This window comes from Mesorhizobium metallidurans STM 2683, from assembly GCF_000350085.1.
Taxonomy (GTDB): Bacteria; Pseudomonadota; Alphaproteobacteria; order Rhizobiales; family Rhizobiaceae; genus Mesorhizobium; species Mesorhizobium metallidurans.
On the sequence record NZ_CAUM01000030.1, the window covers coordinates 22690 to 40834 of the forward strand.

The 18145-nt window shown below is 63.4% G+C and carries 16 protein-coding genes and 1 pseudogene; 10 read left to right on the forward strand and 7 right to left on the reverse strand.

The annotated features are described in order from the left end of the window. The first annotated feature begins 18 nt into the window (after positions 1-18). Positions 19-519, forward strand: coding sequence for a protein-export chaperone SecB (gene secB, locus MESS2_RS06055; RefSeq protein ID WP_006326584.1), 501 nt, complete (start codon positions 19-21; stop codon positions 517-519). Between the two features lie 271 nt (positions 520-790). Continuing rightward, positions 791-1078, forward strand: coding sequence for a GIY-YIG nuclease family protein (locus MESS2_RS06060; RefSeq protein WP_040592281.1), 288 nt, complete (start codon positions 791-793; stop codon positions 1076-1078). 122 nt (positions 1079-1200) lie between these two features. Here the strand turns inward: MESS2_RS06060 and dnaQ are convergent, their stop codons facing one another. The 5 genes from dnaQ to MESS2_RS06085 form a co-directional block, all read right to left on the reverse strand. Continuing rightward, entirely contained in the window at positions 1201-1905 is a 705-nt protein-coding gene (dnaQ, locus tag MESS2_RS06065) for a DNA polymerase III subunit epsilon (protein ID WP_008873252.1), read from the reverse strand. A 66-nt stretch (positions 1906-1971) separates the two neighbouring features. Beyond that, a complete protein-coding gene (coaE, locus tag MESS2_RS06070; protein WP_008873253.1) occupies positions 1972-2568 on the reverse strand; it encodes a dephospho-CoA kinase in 597 nt (198 codons plus the stop codon). Continuing rightward, positions 2565-3404, reverse strand: a complete 840-nt coding sequence (locus tag MESS2_RS06075) for a shikimate dehydrogenase (protein WP_008873254.1) — start codon at positions 3402-3404, stop codon at positions 2565-2567. Before MESS2_RS06075 ends, coaE begins: the two co-directional genes overlap by 4 nt. Then, positions 3397-3996, reverse strand: coding sequence for a Maf-like protein (locus MESS2_RS06080; protein ID WP_008873255.1), 600 nt, complete (start codon positions 3994-3996; stop codon positions 3397-3399). The genes MESS2_RS06075 and MESS2_RS06080 overlap by 8 nt, the downstream gene beginning before the upstream one ends. Before the next feature lie 196 nt (positions 3997-4192). After that, positions 4193-5014: a pyruvate, water dikinase regulatory protein gene (locus MESS2_RS06085; RefSeq protein ID WP_008873256.1), complete on the reverse strand. Its 822-nt coding sequence runs from the start codon at positions 5012-5014 to the stop codon at positions 4193-4195. 404 nt (positions 5015-5418) lie between these two features. On the opposite strand from MESS2_RS06085, the gene hemE reads away from it, so the two are divergent. The 3 genes from hemE (at position 5419) to rho (ending at position 8433) form a co-directional block, all read left to right on the forward strand. Continuing rightward, the gene (hemE, locus tag MESS2_RS06090; RefSeq protein WP_008873258.1) at positions 5419-6453 is read left to right on the forward strand and encodes a uroporphyrinogen decarboxylase; all 1035 of its coding nucleotides are present in this window, start codon (positions 5419-5421) and stop codon (positions 6451-6453) included. Continuing rightward, complete coding sequence (hemJ, locus tag MESS2_RS06095; RefSeq protein WP_008873259.1) at positions 6450-6992, forward strand: protoporphyrinogen oxidase HemJ; 543 nt, start codon at positions 6450-6452, stop codon at positions 6990-6992. Before hemE ends, hemJ begins: the two co-directional genes overlap by 4 nt. A 175-nt stretch (positions 6993-7167) precedes the next feature. Further along, complete coding sequence (gene rho, locus MESS2_RS06100; RefSeq protein ID WP_008873260.1) at positions 7168-8433, forward strand: transcription termination factor Rho; 1266 nt, start codon at positions 7168-7170, stop codon at positions 8431-8433. 183 nt (positions 8434-8616) lie between these two features. Here the strand turns inward: rho and MESS2_RS06105 are convergent. Continuing rightward, a pseudogene (locus tag MESS2_RS06105) lies at positions 8617-10636 on the reverse strand (thioredoxin domain-containing protein). 68 nt (positions 10637-10704) lie between these two features. Here MESS2_RS06105 and mnmE point away from each other — a divergent pair. The 5 genes from mnmE to MESS2_RS06130 all read left to right on the forward strand — a co-directional run bounded on the left by mnmE (position 10705) and on the right by MESS2_RS06130 (position 16542). Next, positions 10705-12027, forward strand: a complete 1323-nt coding sequence (mnmE, locus tag MESS2_RS06110) for a tRNA uridine-5-carboxymethylaminomethyl(34) synthesis GTPase MnmE (RefSeq protein WP_008873263.1) — start codon at positions 10705-10707, stop codon at positions 12025-12027. A gap of 187 nt (positions 12028-12214) precedes the next feature. After that, positions 12215-14086, forward strand: coding sequence for a tRNA uridine-5-carboxymethylaminomethyl(34) synthesis enzyme MnmG (gene mnmG, locus MESS2_RS06115; RefSeq protein WP_008873264.1), 1872 nt, complete (start codon positions 12215-12217; stop codon positions 14084-14086). Continuing rightward, positions 14083-14721, forward strand: a complete 639-nt coding sequence (gene rsmG, locus MESS2_RS06120) for a 16S rRNA (guanine(527)-N(7))-methyltransferase RsmG (protein WP_008873265.1) — start codon at positions 14083-14085, stop codon at positions 14719-14721. Before mnmG ends, rsmG begins: the two co-directional genes overlap by 4 nt. Before the next feature lie 65 nt (positions 14722-14786). Continuing rightward, a complete protein-coding gene (locus tag MESS2_RS06125; protein WP_008873266.1) occupies positions 14787-15587 on the forward strand; it encodes a ParA family protein in 801 nt (266 codons plus the stop codon). A gap of 73 nt (positions 15588-15660) precedes the next feature. Further along, on the forward strand, positions 15661-16542 hold the full coding sequence (locus tag MESS2_RS06130; RefSeq protein ID WP_008873267.1) for a ParB/RepB/Spo0J family partition protein: 882 nt from the start codon (positions 15661-15663) through the stop codon (positions 16540-16542). 359 nt (positions 16543-16901) lie between these two features. On the opposite strand, the gene holA is transcribed toward MESS2_RS06130, so the two are convergent. Continuing rightward, entirely contained in the window at positions 16902-17945 is a 1044-nt protein-coding gene (gene holA, locus MESS2_RS06135; RefSeq protein ID WP_008873269.1) for a DNA polymerase III subunit delta, read from the reverse strand. Between the last annotated feature and the right edge of the window lie 200 nt (positions 17946-18145).

The window sequence follows — 18145 nt, forward strand, 5'->3', positions numbered from 1 at the left end:
GCAAAAGGACAACGGCTAATGGCCAGCAATGACGACGCGCCGACCGGCGCGGCCAATGGCAACGGCAACGCGGCGCAGCCCTCGCTCAACGTGCTCGCCCAGTATGTGAAGGACCTTTCCTTCGAAAGCCCCGGCGCGCCGAACTCGCTGCGCGGCCGCGACAAGGCCCCCGGCATCGCCATCAACGTCAATGTCAACGCCAACCCGCTCTCCGACAAGCAGTTCGACGTCAATTTGACGCTGAACGCCAAGGCGTCCTTCGACCAGGAAGTGCTGTTCAATGTCGAGCTGGTCTATGGCGGCGTGTTCGCCATCAGCGGCTTCCCGCAGGAACACATGCTGCCGATCCTGTTCATCGAATGCCCGCGGCTCTTGTTCCCCTTCGCCAGGCAGATCATCGCCGAGGCGACGCGCAATGGCGGCTTCCCGCCGCTGATGCTCGACCCGATCGATTTCGCGCAGATGTTCCAGCAGAAGCTGGCCGAGGACCAGGCCGCGGCGAAGGTCCAGGTGAGCTGAGCGCGGCTTGCCCGCAGACATTGAAGGCCCGGCTCGAAGCCGGGCTTTTTTGTTGGAGATGCATTGGAGGTCAACCAGTGCCCGCGCTTGGTGGACCATCGTAGACCTTTGCGATTAGCCGAAAACACCTATCCCTTCGTCATCCTGGGGCGAAGCAAGGAGCGAAGCGACGCGGCGCAGACCCCAGGATCCATGCCGTGACGTTTGCCCTAGAATGCAACGGATCAGAATCGCGCTTGTATGCGCACAGGCGCTGGCCACGCTTAGACCCATGACCGGCTATGCTTACATGACCGCAAGCCAAAAGCGCGGTACGATTTATATCGGCGTTACCAACGACCTTGGCCGCCGCATGCCCGAGCATAAATCCGGCACAGGCTCGCGCTTCACGAGCCGTTACGGCGTGCAGCGACTGGTCTGGTATGAGGAATTTTTCGACATCACCGACGCCATCCAGCGCGAGAAGTCGCTGAAGCGCTGGCCGCGACAATGGAAGATCGAGCTTATCGAAAAGGCTAATCCGGAGTGGTTTGAACTCTTTCGTGGAACGGGGTGGTAAGGCTCGTTCTGATCCGCCGGAGCACTGCACCACCGTCACGGCATGGATCCTAGGGTCTACGCCGCGTCGCTACGCTCCTTGCTGCGCCCTAGGATGACGAAGGCATGGTAGCGTCGCGCCGCCTATCCCGCCCCGACCCGCAGCCAGAGCGCCTTTTCGCCCAGCGTGCCGACCAGGCCGGCATGCGCGGCGCGCTCGGCGTCGGTCAGGCGCGGCGGCAGGGCGATCGGCCTGGCGGCAATGGTGATGTCGATGTCGGCGACTTCGCCCGCACCGTTGACCTGCACCGCCACCGCATCGAGGATGAGCGCCGCCTGCTTGCCGCCGATGAGCTCGATATAGACTTCGGCCAGCAATTCCGAATCGAGCAATGCGCCGTGCTTGGTGCGGCGGCCATTGTCGATGCCGTAGCGCCGGCACAGCGCGTCCAGTGAATTTGGGCCCATCGGATGCCTGCGGCGCGCCAGCGCCAGCGTGTCGACGACACGGCCCGGATCGATGACCGGATGGCCGAGACGGCCGAATTCGAGGTTGAGGAAGCCGATGTCGAACGTTGCATTGTGAGCGACCAGCTTGGCGCCGTCGATGAAGGCGAGAAACTCCTCGGCGATGTCGCTGAAGGTCGGCTTGCCCTGAAGGTCGGCGGCGCTGATGCCATGCACTGCCTGTGCCTCCGCATGGATCGGGCGGCCTTGCGGATCGATATAGTGATGGAAGGTGCGGCCGGTCGGGTATCGGTTGACCAGCTCGACGCCGCCAAGCTCGATGACGCGGTCCTCGCGGGAATCGAGCCCGGTGGTTTCCGTATCGAAGATGATCTCGCGCATCGAATCAGTCCGTCCTGAAGAAGCAGAATCATACACCAGAACAAAATGGCAATGGAAAAGCTGGTGTCAGGAGCCGGACTTATCCCCGGTCAGTTCGCCGATGATCGCGGCAACCGCGGCGCGCGCAGCGTCAAAGCCCTGGCCGGTATCGATGATGAAATCGGCCTGCCGACGCTTTTCGGCATCGGGAACCTGCTTGGCCAGGATCGCCGCCAGCTTGGCCTCGCTCATGCCCGGCCGCGCCAGCACGCGGGCGCGCTGGATATCGGCCGGCGCGGTGACGACCACGACCTTGTCGACCCGGCCCCGGCCGGCTGTTTCGAACAGCAGTGGGATATCGAGAACGGCAAGCGGCGCGCCGGCGGCGCTGTTCCTCGCCAGGAAGGCATCGGCATCGGCCCGCACCAGCGGATGGATGATCGCTTCCAGCCGTTTCAAGGCCGCGGCATCGCCGAGCACGTACTCGGCGAGCTTCGCGCGATCGACGGAACCGGAAACCGTGGTGCCGGGAAAGGCGGCCTCGACCAGCGGCGCCGCCTTGCCGGCATAAAGGCGGTGCACTGCCTCGTCGGAATCGTGGACCGGCACGCCGGCCTCGGCGAACATCCTTGCCGTCGTCGACTTGCCCATGCCGATCGATCCGGTGAGGCCGAGCACGATCATTTGGCACCGATATCGGCCAGAATTATCCGCCTGAGTTCGGCGGTGACTTCGGGCCGCACACCGAACCAGCGCTCGAAGCCGGGCACGGCCTGGTGCAGCAGCATGCCGAGCCCGTCGACCGTCTTCAGGCCACGCGCCCGGGCAGCGGCGAGAAGCGGCGTCGCCAGCGGCACGTAGACGAGGTCGGTGACGAGGGCATGGTCCGGCAGTCCCATCGGGTCGGCGGAAAGGCCTTCATTGCCATGCATGCCGAGCGCAGTGGTGTTGATGAGCAGCCCGGCATCGGCCAGCAGCTCGCCGGTCGCCGCCACTCCATGCGCGGAAACGCCGCTGCCGAAGCGGTGGGCGAGTTCGCGCGCTCTCGCAAGCGTCCGGTTGACGATGCGGATGTCGCTGACGCCGCGCTCGATCAGCGCATGGATGACCGCACGCGACGCGCCGCCGGCGCCGAGCACCACGGCCGGGCTATTGCCGGCCCAGCCCGGCGCGTGCTCGTCGAGATTGGCGGCGAAGCCGTGGGCGTCGGTGTTGCCGCCGCACAGGGTTCCATCCTCGAACCACAGCGTGTTGACCGCGCCGATCGATTCGGCGGCATCGTCGCGACGGGCGACAAGAGCAAAGGCTGCCTCCTTGTGCGGAATGGTGACGTTGCCGCCCCGGTAGCCATTCGCCTCGAGCGTCTGTACGAATTCGGCAAAGTTGGCCGGCGCCACGTCGATCGCCCTATAGCTGCCGTCGATGCCGTATTTGGCCAGCCAGTGGCCATGGATCTTCGGTGACCGCGAATGCGCGATCGGATGGCCGGTGACGAAGGCCTTTTTCGAGCCTTCAGCCATCGATGGCTCCGAGTTCGCGCAGCTTCGCCAGCACCGGCAGCAGCGGCAGGCCCACTATGGTGAAGTAATCGCCCTCGATCTTTTCGAAAAGCTGGATGCCTTCGCCCTCGATCTGATAGGCGCCGACGCTGGCCAGCGCCTTGGCGCCGACGCGCGCCAGATGGCGGCCGATGAAGGCCGGATCGAGTTTTCGCATGGTCAGGCTGGCGACGCCGACATGGCGCCACAGAACCTCGCCGTCACGGGCAAGCACCGCGGCGCTGTTCAACTGATGGGTCTTGCCCGACAGCGCCAGGAGATGGCGGCGCGCGCCTTCCATGTCGGCAGGCTTGTGGAATATTTCGTCGCCGAGCGACAGCGTCTGGTCGCAGCCGAGCACCAGGGCGCCGGGCTTGCGCTCGCTGACCTCGGTAGCCTTGGCTTCGGCGAGCACCAGGGCGACGTCCTCGGGCGAAATGCCGCTGTCCTGCAACGGCGCTTCGAGCGCCCGCTCATCGACTTCCGGCGGGACCACCTCGATGGCGAGGCCGGCATTGACGAGCATCGCCTTGCGGAACGGACTGCCCGAGGCGAGGATGATTTTTTCGGTCATTTTTTCGCCCGATCTTCCCTTCTCCCCTTGTGGGAGAAGGTGGATTGGCGCGCAGCGCCAAGACGGTTGAGGGGTGTTGGACGGAATGCGGCGGCGCCAAGCTGGAGCACCCCCCTAGTCCGACCGAGCTTCGCTCGGCCACCTTCTCCCACAAGGGGAGAAGGAAAGGACCACCCACAGCACAAGCGCCCGGACCCTACCTTGTCTTGCCACGCAGGGCAACGATGGCCGCCGCCGTTTCCTCGATCGAGCGGCGGCTGACATCGATCATCGGCCAGCCATGCCGGGTGCAGATCTGGCGGGCATAGGCGAGCTCCTCGTTGATCGCGGCGCGGTCGACATAGTCGGTCGGCTCATAGGCGCTGGTGTTACCGAGGATACGGTTCTGTCGAACCTGCGAGATGCGTTCGGCGGTGGCGACCAGCCCGACGATCAGCGGCGTCCTGGCGTTGACCAGGCTTTCCGGCACCGGCACGCCAAGCACGATCGGAATGTTGGCTGTCTTGATGCCGCGATTGGCGAGATAGATGCTGGTCGGCGTCTTCGAGGTGCGCGAAATGCCGATCAGCACGATGTCGGCATCATCCATATTGGCCGGCAGCTGGCCGTCATCATGCTCCATGGTGAAGTTGAGCGCATCGATGCGGCGGAAATAGTCGGCGTCGAGAACGTGCTGGGCACCGACGCGGCGGCCCGCCGGCGTGCCGAGATAGGATTGGAACACGGTCAGCACCGGCTCCAGCACCGAGACGCAAGGCAGGCCCATGGCGGCGCAGCGCTCATCGATGCCGCGGGCGAGCTTCTGGTCGACGACGGTGTAGAGGATGATGCCCGGCTCCTCCTCGATATCCTCGAACACCTTCGTCACCTGCTTTTCGGTGCGGATCAGCGGATAGATATGCTCGATGGCGCGCGCATCCTTGTATTGCGCCGACGCCGCACGGCCGGCGGCGAGCAGCGTTTCGCCGGTGGCATCGGAAATCAGATGGAGGTGAAAGAAGCTCTGCGGTTTGTTCACAGGGGGTCATTCCAGGCTGTGGGCCGATGTGGATAAGGCTGGACGGAAAGATCGGCCGCTCGGGTGGGACTGTATCAGATGGCAGTTTGTCCACAATTCGATGCGCTGTCGGCTTTTGCGGGCGGCTGGGGACAAATCCGTGGACGAGTGTTTTTGCCTTCGTGTCATCCACAGGGCGTTTTTTATCGGGGTCGGCTATAAGCCATTGACTCCAGTTGGCGATTCCCGGCTTTCCACAAAGTCCTACAATCCCGTTGGAGAAGCACGCGACAATATGCTGGCTGGCCTTTGCCGGGGCAAAGCGGGACAGGTGACAACCATCACAACCAACAGACTCTTAGAATCAGAAGATTCTTAGAAATAGAATATTTGATTATAGAGAAGCTTGGAGAGGCGAGCGCTGAATGCCTGAAAACCGCATCATGCTGGACGTGCTGAAGGGCAAGACGGTATCGCCGCCGCCGCTCTGGATGATGCGTCAGGCCGGCCGCTATCTGCCGGAGTACAGGCAGACGCGTAAGCGCGCCGGCTCGTTCCTCGATCTTTGCTACAATCCGGATCTTGCCGTCGAGGTCACGCTGCAGCCGATCGAGCGCTTCGGCTTCGACGCCTCGATCCTGTTTTCCGATATCCTTGTCGTGCCGCATGCGCTGGGCCGCGACGTGCGCTTCGAGGAAGGGCGTGGGCCGCTGCTGACGCCGATTTCAGCGAAGGAGATTTCGGCTCTCAGTGGCGAAACGTTTCACGTGAATCTCGAACCGGTCTACGACGCGGTGCGCCAGTTGCGTGCGAAATTGCCCGACGAGACGACGCTGATCGGATTCTGCGGCGCGCCGTGGACGGTGGCGACCTACATGATCGCCGGGCACGGCACGCCCGACCAGGCGCCGGCGCGGCTGTTCGCCTATCGCGAGCCTGCGGCCTTCCAGCAGCTGCTCAAAGTGCTGGTCGATCATTCCGCCGCCTATCTTATTCGCCAGATCGAGGCCGGCGCCGATGTGGTGCAGATCTTCGACTCGTGGTCCGGCGTGCTCGACGAGGCGTCCTTCGAACTGTTCTGCGTAAAGCCGTTGGCCGAGATCGTCAGGCAGGTTCGTGCCGCCCATCCCGATGTTCCGATCATCGGCTTTCCCAAGGGCGCCGGCGACCATTACCGCAGCTATCGGCAGAAGACCGGCGTGACCGGCCTTGGCCTCGACTGGACCGTGCCGCTGACGGCGGCGCGTGAGTTGCAGCGAGATGGTGCCGTCCAGGGCAATCTCGATCCGTTGCGGCTGGTGGCCGGGGGCAAGGCGCTTGCCGAGGGCGTCGAGGCGATCCTGAAGGCGCTGGGCAACGGACCGCTGATCTTCAATCTCGGCCATGGCATCACGCCGGAGACGCCGCTGGCGCATGTCGAGCAGATGGTGAAGCTGGTGAGGAATGCATCATGGCGATGATGGGCAAAGGCAGCCAGGGCGCCAATAGCGGCGGCGCGGCGATGCGCCGGGCGGCAATCGCGATAGCTGTTTTTCTCGTGCTGGCCGGGCTGCTGTTCCTGTTTGGACCGGACGATTTCTATCCATGGGCGAAAGCGATCCACGTGATTGCCGTCATCTCGTGGATGGCGGGCATGCTCTATCTGCCGCGGCTGCTGGTCTATCATGCCGATGCCGGGAAAGGTTCGGTGCAGTCAGAAACCTTCAAGGTGATGGAGCGCCGCCTGCTGCGCGGCATCATCAATCCGGCGATGGTCATCACCTGGGCGTTCGGCCTCTGGCTTGCCTGGAAAGGCTTCGGTTTTCAGGGCGGCTGGCTGCATGCCAAGATCGCGGCGGTGCTTGGTCTCTCGGCCGTTCACGGCTATCTGGCGGGTGCCGTGCGCAAATTCGCCGAGGATCGCAACGAAAAACCGGCGAGGCACTGGCGGATCGTCAACGAGATACCCACATTGCTGATGATCGTCATCGTCGTGCTGGTTATCGTGAAGCCGTTCTGACGCATCGTGGCGCTGCCGGGCAACCGGCAAATGGCGGCTTGCTCTTTCACCCGACCGACGATACAAGACGGGTCTTCCTTCCCGTCATGCGCCGCCCCTTCATCGCTTTCGGCCGCGCCCGGCATTTGTCGCATCCCGCCGATATTTTTTCCCAAATCCGATTCAGAGTCCGTCTATGCAAGAAATGAAACTCACCGAGTTCAAGAACAAGAAACCACCAGAGCTGATCGCCTATGCCGAGTCGCTCGAGGTTGAGAACGCCAGCGTCATGCGCAAGCAGGAGCTGATGTTCGCGATCCTGAAGAAGCTGGCGGCACAGGATATCGAGATCATCGGCGACGGCGTCGTCGAAGTGCTCCAGGACGGTTTCGGCTTCCTGCGCTCGGCCAATGCCAATTACCTGCCGGGTCCCGACGATATCTATATCTCGCCCTCGCAGATCCGCCGCTTTTCGCTGAAGACCGGCGATACCGTCGAAGGGCCGATCCGCAGCCCGAAGGAAGGCGAACGCTATTTCGCCCTGCTCAAGGTCAATACGATCAATTTCGACGACCCGGAGAAGATCCGCCACAAGATTCACTTCGACAATCTGACGCCGCTTTATCCGACCAAGCGGCTCAGGATGGAGATCGACAATCCGACCAGCAAGGACATCTCGGCGCGCGTCATCGATCTTGTGGCGCCGATCGGCAAGGGCCAGCGCGCACTGATCAACGCGCAACCGCGTACCGGCAAGACGGTGCTGATGCAGAACATCGCGCATTCGATCACGGCCAACCATCCGGAATGTTACCTGATCGTGCTTCTGATCGACGAGCGGCCGGAAGAAGTGACCGACATGCAGCGCTCGGTGAAAGGCGAGGTGATTTCCTCGACCTTCGACGAGCCGGCGGTGCGCCACGTCCAGGTCGCCGAAATGGTGATCGAGAAGGCCAAGCGCCTGGTCGAACATGGCCGCGACGTCGTCATCCTGCTCGATTCGATCACCCGCCTTGGCCGCGCCTACAACACCGTGGTGCCGTCATCCGGCAAGGTGCTGACCGGCGGCGTCGACGCCAATGCCCTGCAGCGGCCGAAGCGCTTCTTCGGCGCCGCCCGCAACATCGAGGAAGGCGGTTCGCTGACCATCATCGCCACCGCGCTGATCGATACCGGCAGCCGCATGGACGAAGTCATCTTCGAAGAGTTCAAGGGCACCGGCAACTGCGAAATCCAGCTCGACCGCAAGGTGGCGGACAAGCGCATCTATCCAGCCATGGACATTTTGAAATCCGGCACGCGCAAGGAAGACCTGCTCGTCCCGCGCTCCGATTTGCAGAAGATTTTCGTGCTGCGCCGCATCCTGGCGCCGATGGGAACGACCGACGCCATCGAGTTCCTGATCGACAAGCTGAAGCAGACCAAGACGAATGCGGATTTCTTCGATTCGATGAATACGTGATTGGGGGCAGGGCTCCCCTCGCCTCGTCATCCTCGGGCTTGACCCGAGGATCCATGCCGTAGGGTCTGCCCGAGAAACAGCGGAGCAGAATCTGCCCCGTTGCAGCGCTCGAAAGTCACGGCATGGATCCTATGGTCTGCGCCGCGTCGCTTCGCTCCTTGCTTCGCCATAGGATGACGAACTCTATCTTTGCCGTAGCAACCGTTCGAGTTCCTTGGGGCTGGTAATCACCGGCAAACAAACCTGCCCCGTGCACAGCCAGGCGCCGGGCTTGTCGGTTGGCGGCAAGATGCCGCCTGGTAGCGTCGGCCGATTCGCTTCCGTACCGATTGCCACAACAATATCCACCCGGCGCAGGTCCGGATTTCGATTCGCAACCGGAACAAGAGCTAGATTCTCTGGGCGGTCGACGATCACCAGCTTCAGCGGTTCGAGCGCGAACGCGCAGGCGTTGACGATGCCGGCCTGGCCATAGGTCTGGTGGGCAGCGCGGCCGGCCGCGTGTTCGGCGATTTTCCAGGCCCGCTCCTGCAGTTCGAGATCGCCGGTAACGGAAGACAGTCGGACCAAGGCTTCGATGATCTGGCCGGTGGCCGAAGGAATAGCTTCGTCGACATCGCCCCTGATGCGGATCGGCACGTCGGTGCTGTCCGATGCGGTCAGATAGTAGCCGGTTTTTTTCGCCATCCCGGTGCCAGTGGTCGAGCTGCTCGATGAATTGCCCCGCCCGATCGACATATTGCGAATCGCCTGTGGCCTCGAACAGCGCAATCGCGGCGTTGGTCATGGCGGCATAGTCGCTGGACAGAGCGGGAAACAGTTTCTTGGCGCCGAGCATCGAATGCGGCAGGCGATTGTTCTGGGCGGCATTGGCGATGTGGGCAAAAGCTATTTCAGCCGCTTCGATCCAGTCGGCCCGGCCGAAGGATCGCCCCGCCTCGGCAAGGGCCGCGATCATCAGCCCGTTCCAGTCGGTCAGGGCCTTGCCGTCGCGCCCAGGCCTGACGCGTTTTTCTCTCGCTGCCAGCAGTCTTTCCTTCAGCGGGATAAGCCGGTCACGATCGGCCACGCTTTGCACCTGCTGGGCAGCCGTCTGATGGAGGACCGGCTTGCCTTCCCAGCCATGCGGGGAGGAAAGCGTGAAGTAATTGAAAAACAAGGCGGATTCGTCGCCAAGGACAGCTTCGACCTCGTCCCTGCCCCAGGTGTAGAAAAGTCCCTCCTCGCCGTCGCTGTCGGCATCGAGGCTGGCGGCGAAGGCACCGCCATCGGCGCGCATCTCGCGCAGCAGCCAGCCTATCGTCTCTTCGATTCGTAGCCGGAACAAATCATTGCCTGATGCCGTATAGGCCCAGTTGCACAGGCGGATGGACTGAGCGTTGTCGTAGAGCATCTTCTCGAAATGCGGCACCAGCCACTCGGCATCGGTCGAATAGCGGCTCAGACCGCCGCCGACATGGTCATAGATGCCGCCGGCCAGCATCTTTTGGAGGCTGGTGAGGACGGCGTCGCGATGGGACGTGGCGCCGTCGCGCAGCCAGGACAGCCAGAGCGTCTGCATGAAGGGCGCATTGGGGAATTTTGGCGCGCCGCGCAGACCACCCAACTCCCGGTCGATAATGCCGTCGATGCCATTGGCGAGGTTTTCCAGCGTATCGCGGTCGAGCGCGGCCTTGGCATGGCCGCCGGCCAGCCGCCGTTCGACATGGGTGGCCAGGCCGTCGGCACTCTGGTTGAGGCTCGGCCGCTTGTCGCGCCAGGCCTTGTCGACCGCTTCCATCACCTGGATGAAACCGGGGCGGCCGTAGCGTGCCTCGCGCGGAAAATAGGTGCCGCCCCAGAACGGCTTGCCGTCCGGGGTCAGGAACATGGTCAGCGGCCAGCCGCCCTGCTCGCCCATCGAGGACAGCGCGGCCATGTAGATCTGGTCGATGTCCGGCCGCTCCTCGCGGTCGACCTTGATATTGACGAAGAGACGGTTCATGACGGCGGCCACGTCGTCGTTCTCGAAGCTCTCATGCGCCATCACGTGGCACCAGTGGCAGGCGGCATAGCCGACGGAGAGCAGGATCGGCCGGTCCAGGGTCCTGGCTTCGGCAAGTGCCGCGGGCGACCATCCCCGCCAGTGCACCGGATTGCCGCTGTGCTGCTGCAGATAGGGGCTGGCTTCTTCGGCAAGCAGATTTTGCGCGGGCAATGTCACGGTCGGGCACTCGGGCGAAAAGATTGGATTGAACAGGCATAGCTAGGGCGGTCTATTAGAGCGGGCAAATGATTTCAGGCGATTCCATCGTTGCTCTGTCCAGCGGCCGCCTGCCTGCCGGCATCGCCGTTATCCGGATTTCGGGCGCTCAGACTCGATTCGTTGTCGAAACGATTGCCGGCACTATGGTTAAGGACCGCATCGCGACGCTGCGCAAGCTTAGGGCAGCGGATGGAACCTTGCTCGATGCTGGATTGGTTGTCTTTTTCCCTGCTCCCAACAGCTTTACCGGCGAGGATGTCGCCGAGTTCCATGTTCATGGCGGACGGGCCGTTGCGGCCAAGATGCTGGAGACGATCGCGGGCTTCGACGGCGTCAGGCATGCCGAGCCCGGCGAATTCACCCGGCGCGCCTTTCTCAACGGCAAGGTCGATCTGGTCGAGACCGAGGCACTGGCCGATCTCGTCAATGCCGAGACCGAGGCGCAGCGACGCTTTGCCGTGCGGAATGCCGCAGGCGCGCAAAGCGAGCTCTATCTCGGCTGGCGCCGGCGGCTCATTCATGCGCGGGCGATGATCGAAGCCGAGATCGACTTTTCCGACGAGGACGATGTGCCCGGTTCCGTGGCGGACGCGGTCTGGTCGGATGTCAGGGCGATGGTCGATGAGATCGCCCGTCACGTCGAAGGGTTCCGGGCCGCCGAGATCATCCGCGACGGGTTCGAAGTCGTCATCCTCGGGGCGCCGAATGCCGGGAAATCCAGCCTCTTCAATGCGCTGGCCCAGCGCGAGGCCGCGATCGTTACCGATGAGCCCGGCACGACCCGCGATCTGCTCGAAGTGGTGCTGGATCTCTCGGGGATGCGGGTCTGGGTGACCGATACGGCCGGTCTTCGTGATGCGCCGGGCAAGGTTGAGGCGATCGGCATCGAGAAGGCGCGCGCCAAGGCGCACGGGGCCGACCTCTTGCTGGTGCTGGAGGACATGGCCAATCCGGTTTCAGCCGGCATGATTCCAACCGATGCACCGGCGTTAAGGATTGGAACAAAGGCGGACTTGGTAGGGCCGGAGTTGCAGACGACCGGCTATGATGCCGCGATTTCGGTCAGGGACGGCACCGGTGTGCCGGAATTGCTGGCGGAGATCGGACGCCGCGCCGCGGCGGAAATCGGTCAGGCTGGCGATATTCTGCCGTCGCGGCTGCGGCATGTCGAGCTTCTTAGCGAGACAAAGCGGTATCTGCTTGCAGCTTTGACGGAGGAGGGGCGCGGACAGGAGTTGCGGGCGGAGGAGTTGCGCCTGGCGGCGGACCGGCTCGGGCGAATTGTGGGGTCGGTCGATGTCGAGGATTTGCTGGATGTCATCTTTTCGCAGTTCTGCATCGGGAAGTGACTCACGTGAAACATTGCAGAGCGCGGCGAGGTGAGGGATTCACGTGAAACATGGGCGACTGCTATCGAAGTTAAGCAGTTGACGTTTCGTCTTGGACTGTTTCACGTGAAACGAGTATGCCCTGCATCCTTGACAGCAGGCGCTCTCGGGCACATGTGTCGACCACTCTGAAACTGGAACACTTGGAATGACCGATCACTATGATGTGGTTGTGGTGGGAGGCGGCCACGCGGGTTGCGAGGCGGCCAGTGCGGCGGCGCGCGCCGGGGCGCGCACCGCCCTGGTGACGCTGCGCTTCGATACAATCGGCGTCATGTCCTGCAATCCGGCGATCGGCGGCCTTGGCAAGGGCCATCTGGTCCGCGAGATCGATGCCATGGACGGGCTGATGGGACGCGTCGCCGATGCGGCCGGCATCCAGTTCCGCCTGCTCAATCGCCGCAAGGGTCCGGCAGTGCGCGGGCCCCGGACTCAGGCCGATCGCAAGCTCTATCGCCTTGCCATGCAAGCAGCGATTCGGCAGCAGAACGATCTCGAAATCGTCGAGGGCGAGGTGCTGGATCTTGAAATCGACAATGGGCGCGTGGTGGCGGTTCTGCTGGCCGATGGAAGCAGACTCAGCTGTGGCGCCGCGGTGCTGACGACCGGAACCTTCCTGCGCGGTCTCATCCATATCGGCGAGAAGAAGATCGTCGCCGGCCGCATGAACGAACAGGCCAGCCTCGGCCTGTCGGCGACGATGAACCGCGCCGGCTTCAAGCTCGGGCGGCTGAAGACCGGCACGCCGCCCAGGCTCGACGGCCGCACCATCGACTGGGCCTCGCTGGAAAGCCAGGCGGCGGACGAGCATCCCGTGCCGTTCTCGCTGCTGACTGACCGCATTGAAAACCGGCAGATCCATTGCGGCATCACGCGCACGACCGTGGCCACACACGAACTGATCCGCGCCAATCTCGGCCGTTCCGCCATGTATTCCGGCTCGATCGAAGGCGTGGGACCGCGTTACTGCCCGTCGATCGAGGACAAAATCGTCAAGTTCGGCGACCGTGAGGGCCATCAGATATTCCTGGAGCCGGAAGGCCTCGACGACGACACCGTCTATCCGAATGGTATCTCGACGTCACTGCCCGAGGATGTGCAGCTCGACATATTGAAGACCATCCCCGGCCTGGAGCGCGCAACCATGCTGCGGCCCGGCTACGCCATCGAATATGATCACGTCGATCCGCGCGAGCTCGAGCCGACGCTGGAAACCAGGCGGATCTCCGGCCTGTTCCTCGCCGGACAGATCAACGGCACGACCGGCTATGAAGAGGCGGCGGCGCAAGGGCTTCTGGCCGGCCTCAACGCCGCGCGCAAGGCGTCCGGCAGCGACCAGATCGTGCTCAGCCGCACCGAGGCCTATATCGGGGTGATGGTCGACGACCTGACCAGTCGCGGCATCAGCGAACCCTACCGCATGTTCACATCGCGGGCCGAGTTCCGGCTGTCGCTCCGGGCGGACAATGCCGATGAGCGTCTGACGCCGCTGGCAACGAAGCTCGGGATGGCTTCGCGGGAACGCACACGGCGGTTCAATGAGGTCGTCCAGGAGCTGGAGAAGGCGCGGGCGCTCGCGCTCGGCATCACCATGACGCCCAATGAGGCGGCGCGCCATGGGCTTGAGATCAACAGGGATGGCGTGCGTCGATCGGCCTATGAATTGCTGGCCTATCCCGGCGTCGACATCGCGTGGCTGGCGCGGATTGCACCGGAGTTTGGCGCCATCGATGCCAAGACGGCCGAGCGCCTCGAAACGGAAGCGAAATATTCCGTTTACCTTGACCGCCAGCAGGCCGATGTCACGCAGATCAGGCATGAGGAGAGCCGGCGGATCCCGGCTTCGCTCGACTTCGCCGCGGTGCCAGGCCTGTCCAACGAGCTGAAGCAGAAGATGCGGCTGCGCCAGCCGCGCTCCATTGCCGACGCGCAGCGCATGGAAGGCATGACGCCGGCGGCGCTCGCGATCATTGCCGCGCATGTCCGCAACGCCGAGGCCGCGCAAAGGGATGTTGCGTGAGCGCTGCGTCCTGGGCCAGCCTGCAAGAGGCAGCCGGCCCGGTTTCACGTGAAACATTCGATCGCCTCGTCGAGTTCGAACGGGTTTTCCAGAAGTGGAACCGCAGCATAAATCTGGCCGCTCGATCGACACAGGATGATGTCTGGCGCCGCCACATCTTAGATAGCGCCCAACTCGCCCGAATCGTGCCCGAGGCGAAGAACTGGGCCGACCTCGGCTCGGGCGGCGGCTTTCCAGGCCTGGTACTTGCCTTTCTGCTTGCCGGGCGCGATGGCGCCAGCATCGATCTCATTGAAAGCAATCGGAAAAAAGCATCCTTCCTGCAAGCCATCGTCGGCCAGTTCAACCTGCCGGCGCGGGTCGTCGCGCGCCGCATCGACGACAGCTATCCGCTTGTTCCGGCGCCGCAAATCGTCACGGCCAGGGCGCTGGCGCCGCTTCCCGTGCTGCTCAGCCTGGCGGCGCCCTGGCTGACCAAGGGTGCGCACGGCCTGTTCCACAAAGGCCGGGATTACCGCGCCGAAGTGGCAGAAAGCACTCAACGATGGTCCTTCGATCTGGTAGAACATGCCAGCGTGACCGACGCCCAAGGCGTCATCCTCGAATTGTCTGGCTTGCAACCCTCTGATTCGTGACTGCCCCGTCTGTGACTCCTTTGTCTGTAACTGGCGACCTCGGAATGAATTTCTGGCATAGACCCATGATGAAGAATGGCCCTCGAATCATCACCGTAGCCAACCAGAAGGGCGGCGTCGGCAAGACGACGACCGCCATCAATCTGGCCACGGCGCTGGCGGCGATCGGCGAAAAGGTGCTGATCGTCGATCTCGATCCGCAAGGCAATGCCTCGACCGGCCTGGGCATCGACCGCAAGGACCGCACCGTTTCGTCCTATGATGTGCTGACCGGCGAGCTCGATCTGGAGGCGGCGGCGATCCCGACGGCGGTGCCGGGCCTGTCGATCGTGCCGTCGACGCTCGACCTGCTCGGCATCGAGATGGAGATCGCTTCCGCATCCGACCGGGTGCTCAAGCTGCGCAATGCGCTGCGCGCCGCGAGCGAGCGTGGCGCGCCCTTCGGCTATGTGCTGATTGACTGCCCGCCGTCGCTCAATCTTCTGACTTTGAATTCAATGGCGGCAGCCGACTCTGTTCTTGTTCCGCTGCAATGCGAATTCTTCGCGCTGGAAGGCCTCAGTCAGCTGCTCGAAACGGTCGAGCAGGTGCGCCGCACGATCAATCCGGATCTGATCATCCAGGGCATCGTGCTGACCATGTATGACGGCCGCAACAACCTCGCCAACCAGGTGGTGCAGGATGTCAGGGCGCATATGGGCGACAAGGTCTACGAGACGATCATCCCGCGCAATGTCCGTGTCTCCGAGGCGCCGTCCTACGGCAAGCCGGCGATCCTCTACGACCTCAAATGCTCGGGCAGCCAGGCCTATCTGCAGCTTGCCTCCGAAGTGATCCGCCGCGAGCGCAAATTGCGCGCCGCGTAAGGCATGCCGCCTGATTTTGCGACAGTGATATGAACAAGAAGCCGATTCGATAGCGAAACGATCTGGACGGACGATGAGCGAAGACCTTTCGAGAAAAAGACTGGGGCGGGGACTGGCGGCGCTGATCGGCGAAATCGATCGCCCGGCGGCGGTGGAAAAGCAGGGCATGAGCGCCGACGGCAAGGTGCCGATCGAGTTCATCAGCCCCAATCCAAAAAACCCGCGCCGGCATTTCGGCGATGCGGAACTGACCGATCTCGCCCAGTCGATCCGCGAGCATGGCGTGGTGCAGCCGGTGGTGGCGCGGCCGTCGCCAACGCAGCCCGGCCGCTACGAGATCATCGCCGGCGAGCGGCGCTGGCGCGCCGCGCAGCGCGCCGGGCTGACCGAAATCCCGATCATTGTCCGCGACGTCAACGACCGCACGGCGCTGGAACTGGCGATCATCGAAAACGTCCAGCGCGCCGACCTCAATCCGGTCGAGGAGGCGCAGGGCTATCAGCAATTGATCGACGACCACGGTTACACCCAGGCCGATCTCGGCAATGTCATCGGCAAGAGCCGCAGCCACGTCGCCAATACGCTGCGGCTGTTGAAGCTGCCCGACGTGATCCGCGACATGCTGGTCGACGGTGCTCTGTCGGCCGGCCACGCCCGCACGCTGGTGACATCAGAGGATCCGGCCGGTCTTGCCAAGCGGATCGTCGAGGATGGGCTTTCGGTGCGCCAGGCCGAAGCTCTGGCGCAGGCGCCGGCCGGGGCGCCAGTCGCGCCAAGGAAAGCCCAACCGGCGCGGAAGGATGCCGACACGCTGGCGCTGGAAAAGCTGATGACCGACACGATCGGCATGATCGTATCGATCGAGCACAAGGGGAAGGGCGGTATGATCCACGTCTCCTACCGGACGCTGGAGCAGCTCGATGAACTGTGCCGACGGCTGAAGCAGGAGCGGTAGATCGTTGAAAGATCGCGATATTTAGCCGGCAAATGAAGTTCTGGTTTAGGATCAATTCCTTGCGTTTAAAAGGGGTCGGCCACTGTGCCGGCCTTTCTCTTTGAGACATGACGGTTGGCGAAATCGCAGCAGCCGTCAATCTCTCCCCTTGACGGCAGGGCAAACGCATATGGCGCTGCCCCACTCCGTCTCGGCTTCGCCGAGCCACCTCTCTCCCACAAAGTGGGGCAGAGGAAACGCCAATCGCCGTGGTCGCGGCCTTGAAAGGCCTGGGTTTCCTCTCCCCCATGACGTGGGGGAGAGGTGGCCGCGCAGCGGCCGGAGTGGGGGACAGGCGCTGCCATATGCGATTGCCTCTCCTACCTCTGCACCAGCCTCGCGCTTTCCACAGCAATGCCGAGCAGCGCCTGCCGGGCGAGCGCGACCGACAAATCGGGCCGCCGCCTTGTTTGCAGCACGGCGGTCTGCAGGCGGTTGAGGGCGCGGCCGAGCGCCTCGCTGTTCCAGCGTTCGAGCGCCCGCTCGACCAGTTTGCGCCGCGAGAAGAAAACCGGCGGGCGGGCCGAGGCCACGACTGAAGCGGCGTTGCGGCCGCCGGCGTCCATCTGGCCGCGCATGGCCTGCATCGCCTGCAATTGCCGCATCGCCGACGACAACACCAGGAAGGGTTGGCCGCCGGATTGGCAATGGCGGGTGAAGGCGGTGTCGAAATCGTTGATTTTGCCCTCGATCAAGGCATCGACGGCATCGTCGAAGGAGAGACCGGACACATCGCCCGACGTCGCCTTGACGTCATCGAAGCCGATTTCCTTCTGGCCGTGGGCATAGAGCACCAGCTTTTCGATCTCGCCGCGCGAGGCCAGCCGGTCGCCGCCAAGGTTGCGGCGCAGCGCCTGCCGGGCGTCTGATGCCATCGACATGCCGGCCTTGCGCAGTTCGTCGTCGATGACCGCATCGATGTCCCTGGCCTCATCGGCGTAGCAGGGCAGGGCCATGGCGCTGTCGGCCGCCTCGACGATTGAGCGCAGACCAACGCCCTTCTTCAGGTCGCCGGCTTCGATGAGAATGATCGCGTCGCGCGCGGGGTCCATGACAAGCGCCTTCACGTCGTCGGCCAGCGCCTTCTGGCCGCTGGCATTGCGCACCCACAGAAGCCGCCGATCCGAAAACATCGGCACGGTGCGGGCCTCGTCGAGCAGGCGGCCCTCGTCGCGGTCGATCTCCGAACCGTCGAGCCTGACCACCGAGAACGGATCGTCGAGCGGCAGGCCGGTCTTCGCGACAAATGCCCTGGCGCGCTCGGCGACGAGCCCGCGATCGGGACCGTAGATCAGGACGATCGAGATGCGCGGATCGGGCTTCGCGAGCCAGGAATCAACCTCGTAGGCTTTCTTCTGTGCCATGGGGGATGGTTAGCATGGTGCGGGTAGTATGATAAGGCGCCGGGTGAACGGAGGGCGATCTCCCCTTTGAGGGCAGGGCAATCGCATATGGCGCTCCCCCACTCCGTCTCGGCTTCGCCGAGCCACCTCTCCCCCACAAAGTGGGGCAGAGGAAACGCCAATCGCCGTGGTCGCGGCCTTGAAAGGCCTGGGTTTCCTCT

What these genes read in the sequence shown, in the direction of transcription:
- secB (WP_006326584.1), top strand. Translation starts at nt 19, where the DNA reads ATGGCCAGCAATGACGACGCGCCGACCGGCGCGGCCAATGGCAACGGC.
- MESS2_RS06060 (WP_040592281.1), top strand. Translation starts at nt 791, where the DNA reads ATGACCGGCTATGCTTACATGACCGCAAGCCAAAAGCGCGGTACGATT.
- dnaQ (WP_008873252.1), bottom strand. Translation starts at nt 1,905, where the DNA reads ATGCGCGAGATCATCTTCGATACGGAAACCACCGGGCTCGATTCCCGC.
- coaE (WP_008873253.1), bottom strand. Translation starts at nt 2,568, where the DNA reads ATGATCGTGCTCGGCCTCACCGGATCGATCGGCATGGGCAAGTCGACG.
- MESS2_RS06075 (WP_008873254.1), bottom strand. Translation starts at nt 3,404, where the DNA reads ATGGCTGAAGGCTCGAAAAAGGCCTTCGTCACCGGCCATCCGATCGCG.
- MESS2_RS06080 (WP_008873255.1), bottom strand. Translation starts at nt 3,996, where the DNA reads ATGACCGAAAAAATCATCCTCGCCTCGGGCAGTCCGTTCCGCAAGGCG.
- hemE (WP_008873258.1), top strand. Translation starts at nt 5,419, where the DNA reads ATGCCTGAAAACCGCATCATGCTGGACGTGCTGAAGGGCAAGACGGTA.
- hemJ (WP_008873259.1), top strand. Translation starts at nt 6,450, where the DNA reads ATGATGGGCAAAGGCAGCCAGGGCGCCAATAGCGGCGGCGCGGCGATG.
- rho (WP_008873260.1), top strand. Translation starts at nt 7,168, where the DNA reads ATGCAAGAAATGAAACTCACCGAGTTCAAGAACAAGAAACCACCAGAG.
- mnmE (WP_008873263.1), top strand. Translation starts at nt 10,705, where the DNA reads ATGATTTCAGGCGATTCCATCGTTGCTCTGTCCAGCGGCCGCCTGCCT.
- mnmG (WP_008873264.1), top strand. Translation starts at nt 12,215, where the DNA reads ATGACCGATCACTATGATGTGGTTGTGGTGGGAGGCGGCCACGCGGGT.
- MESS2_RS06125 (WP_008873266.1), top strand. Translation starts at nt 14,787, where the DNA reads ATGATGAAGAATGGCCCTCGAATCATCACCGTAGCCAACCAGAAGGGC.
- MESS2_RS06130 (WP_008873267.1), top strand. Translation starts at nt 15,661, where the DNA reads ATGAGCGAAGACCTTTCGAGAAAAAGACTGGGGCGGGGACTGGCGGCG.
- holA (WP_008873269.1), bottom strand. Translation starts at nt 17,945, where the DNA reads ATGGCACAGAAGAAAGCCTACGAGGTTGATTCCTGGCTCGCGAAGCCC.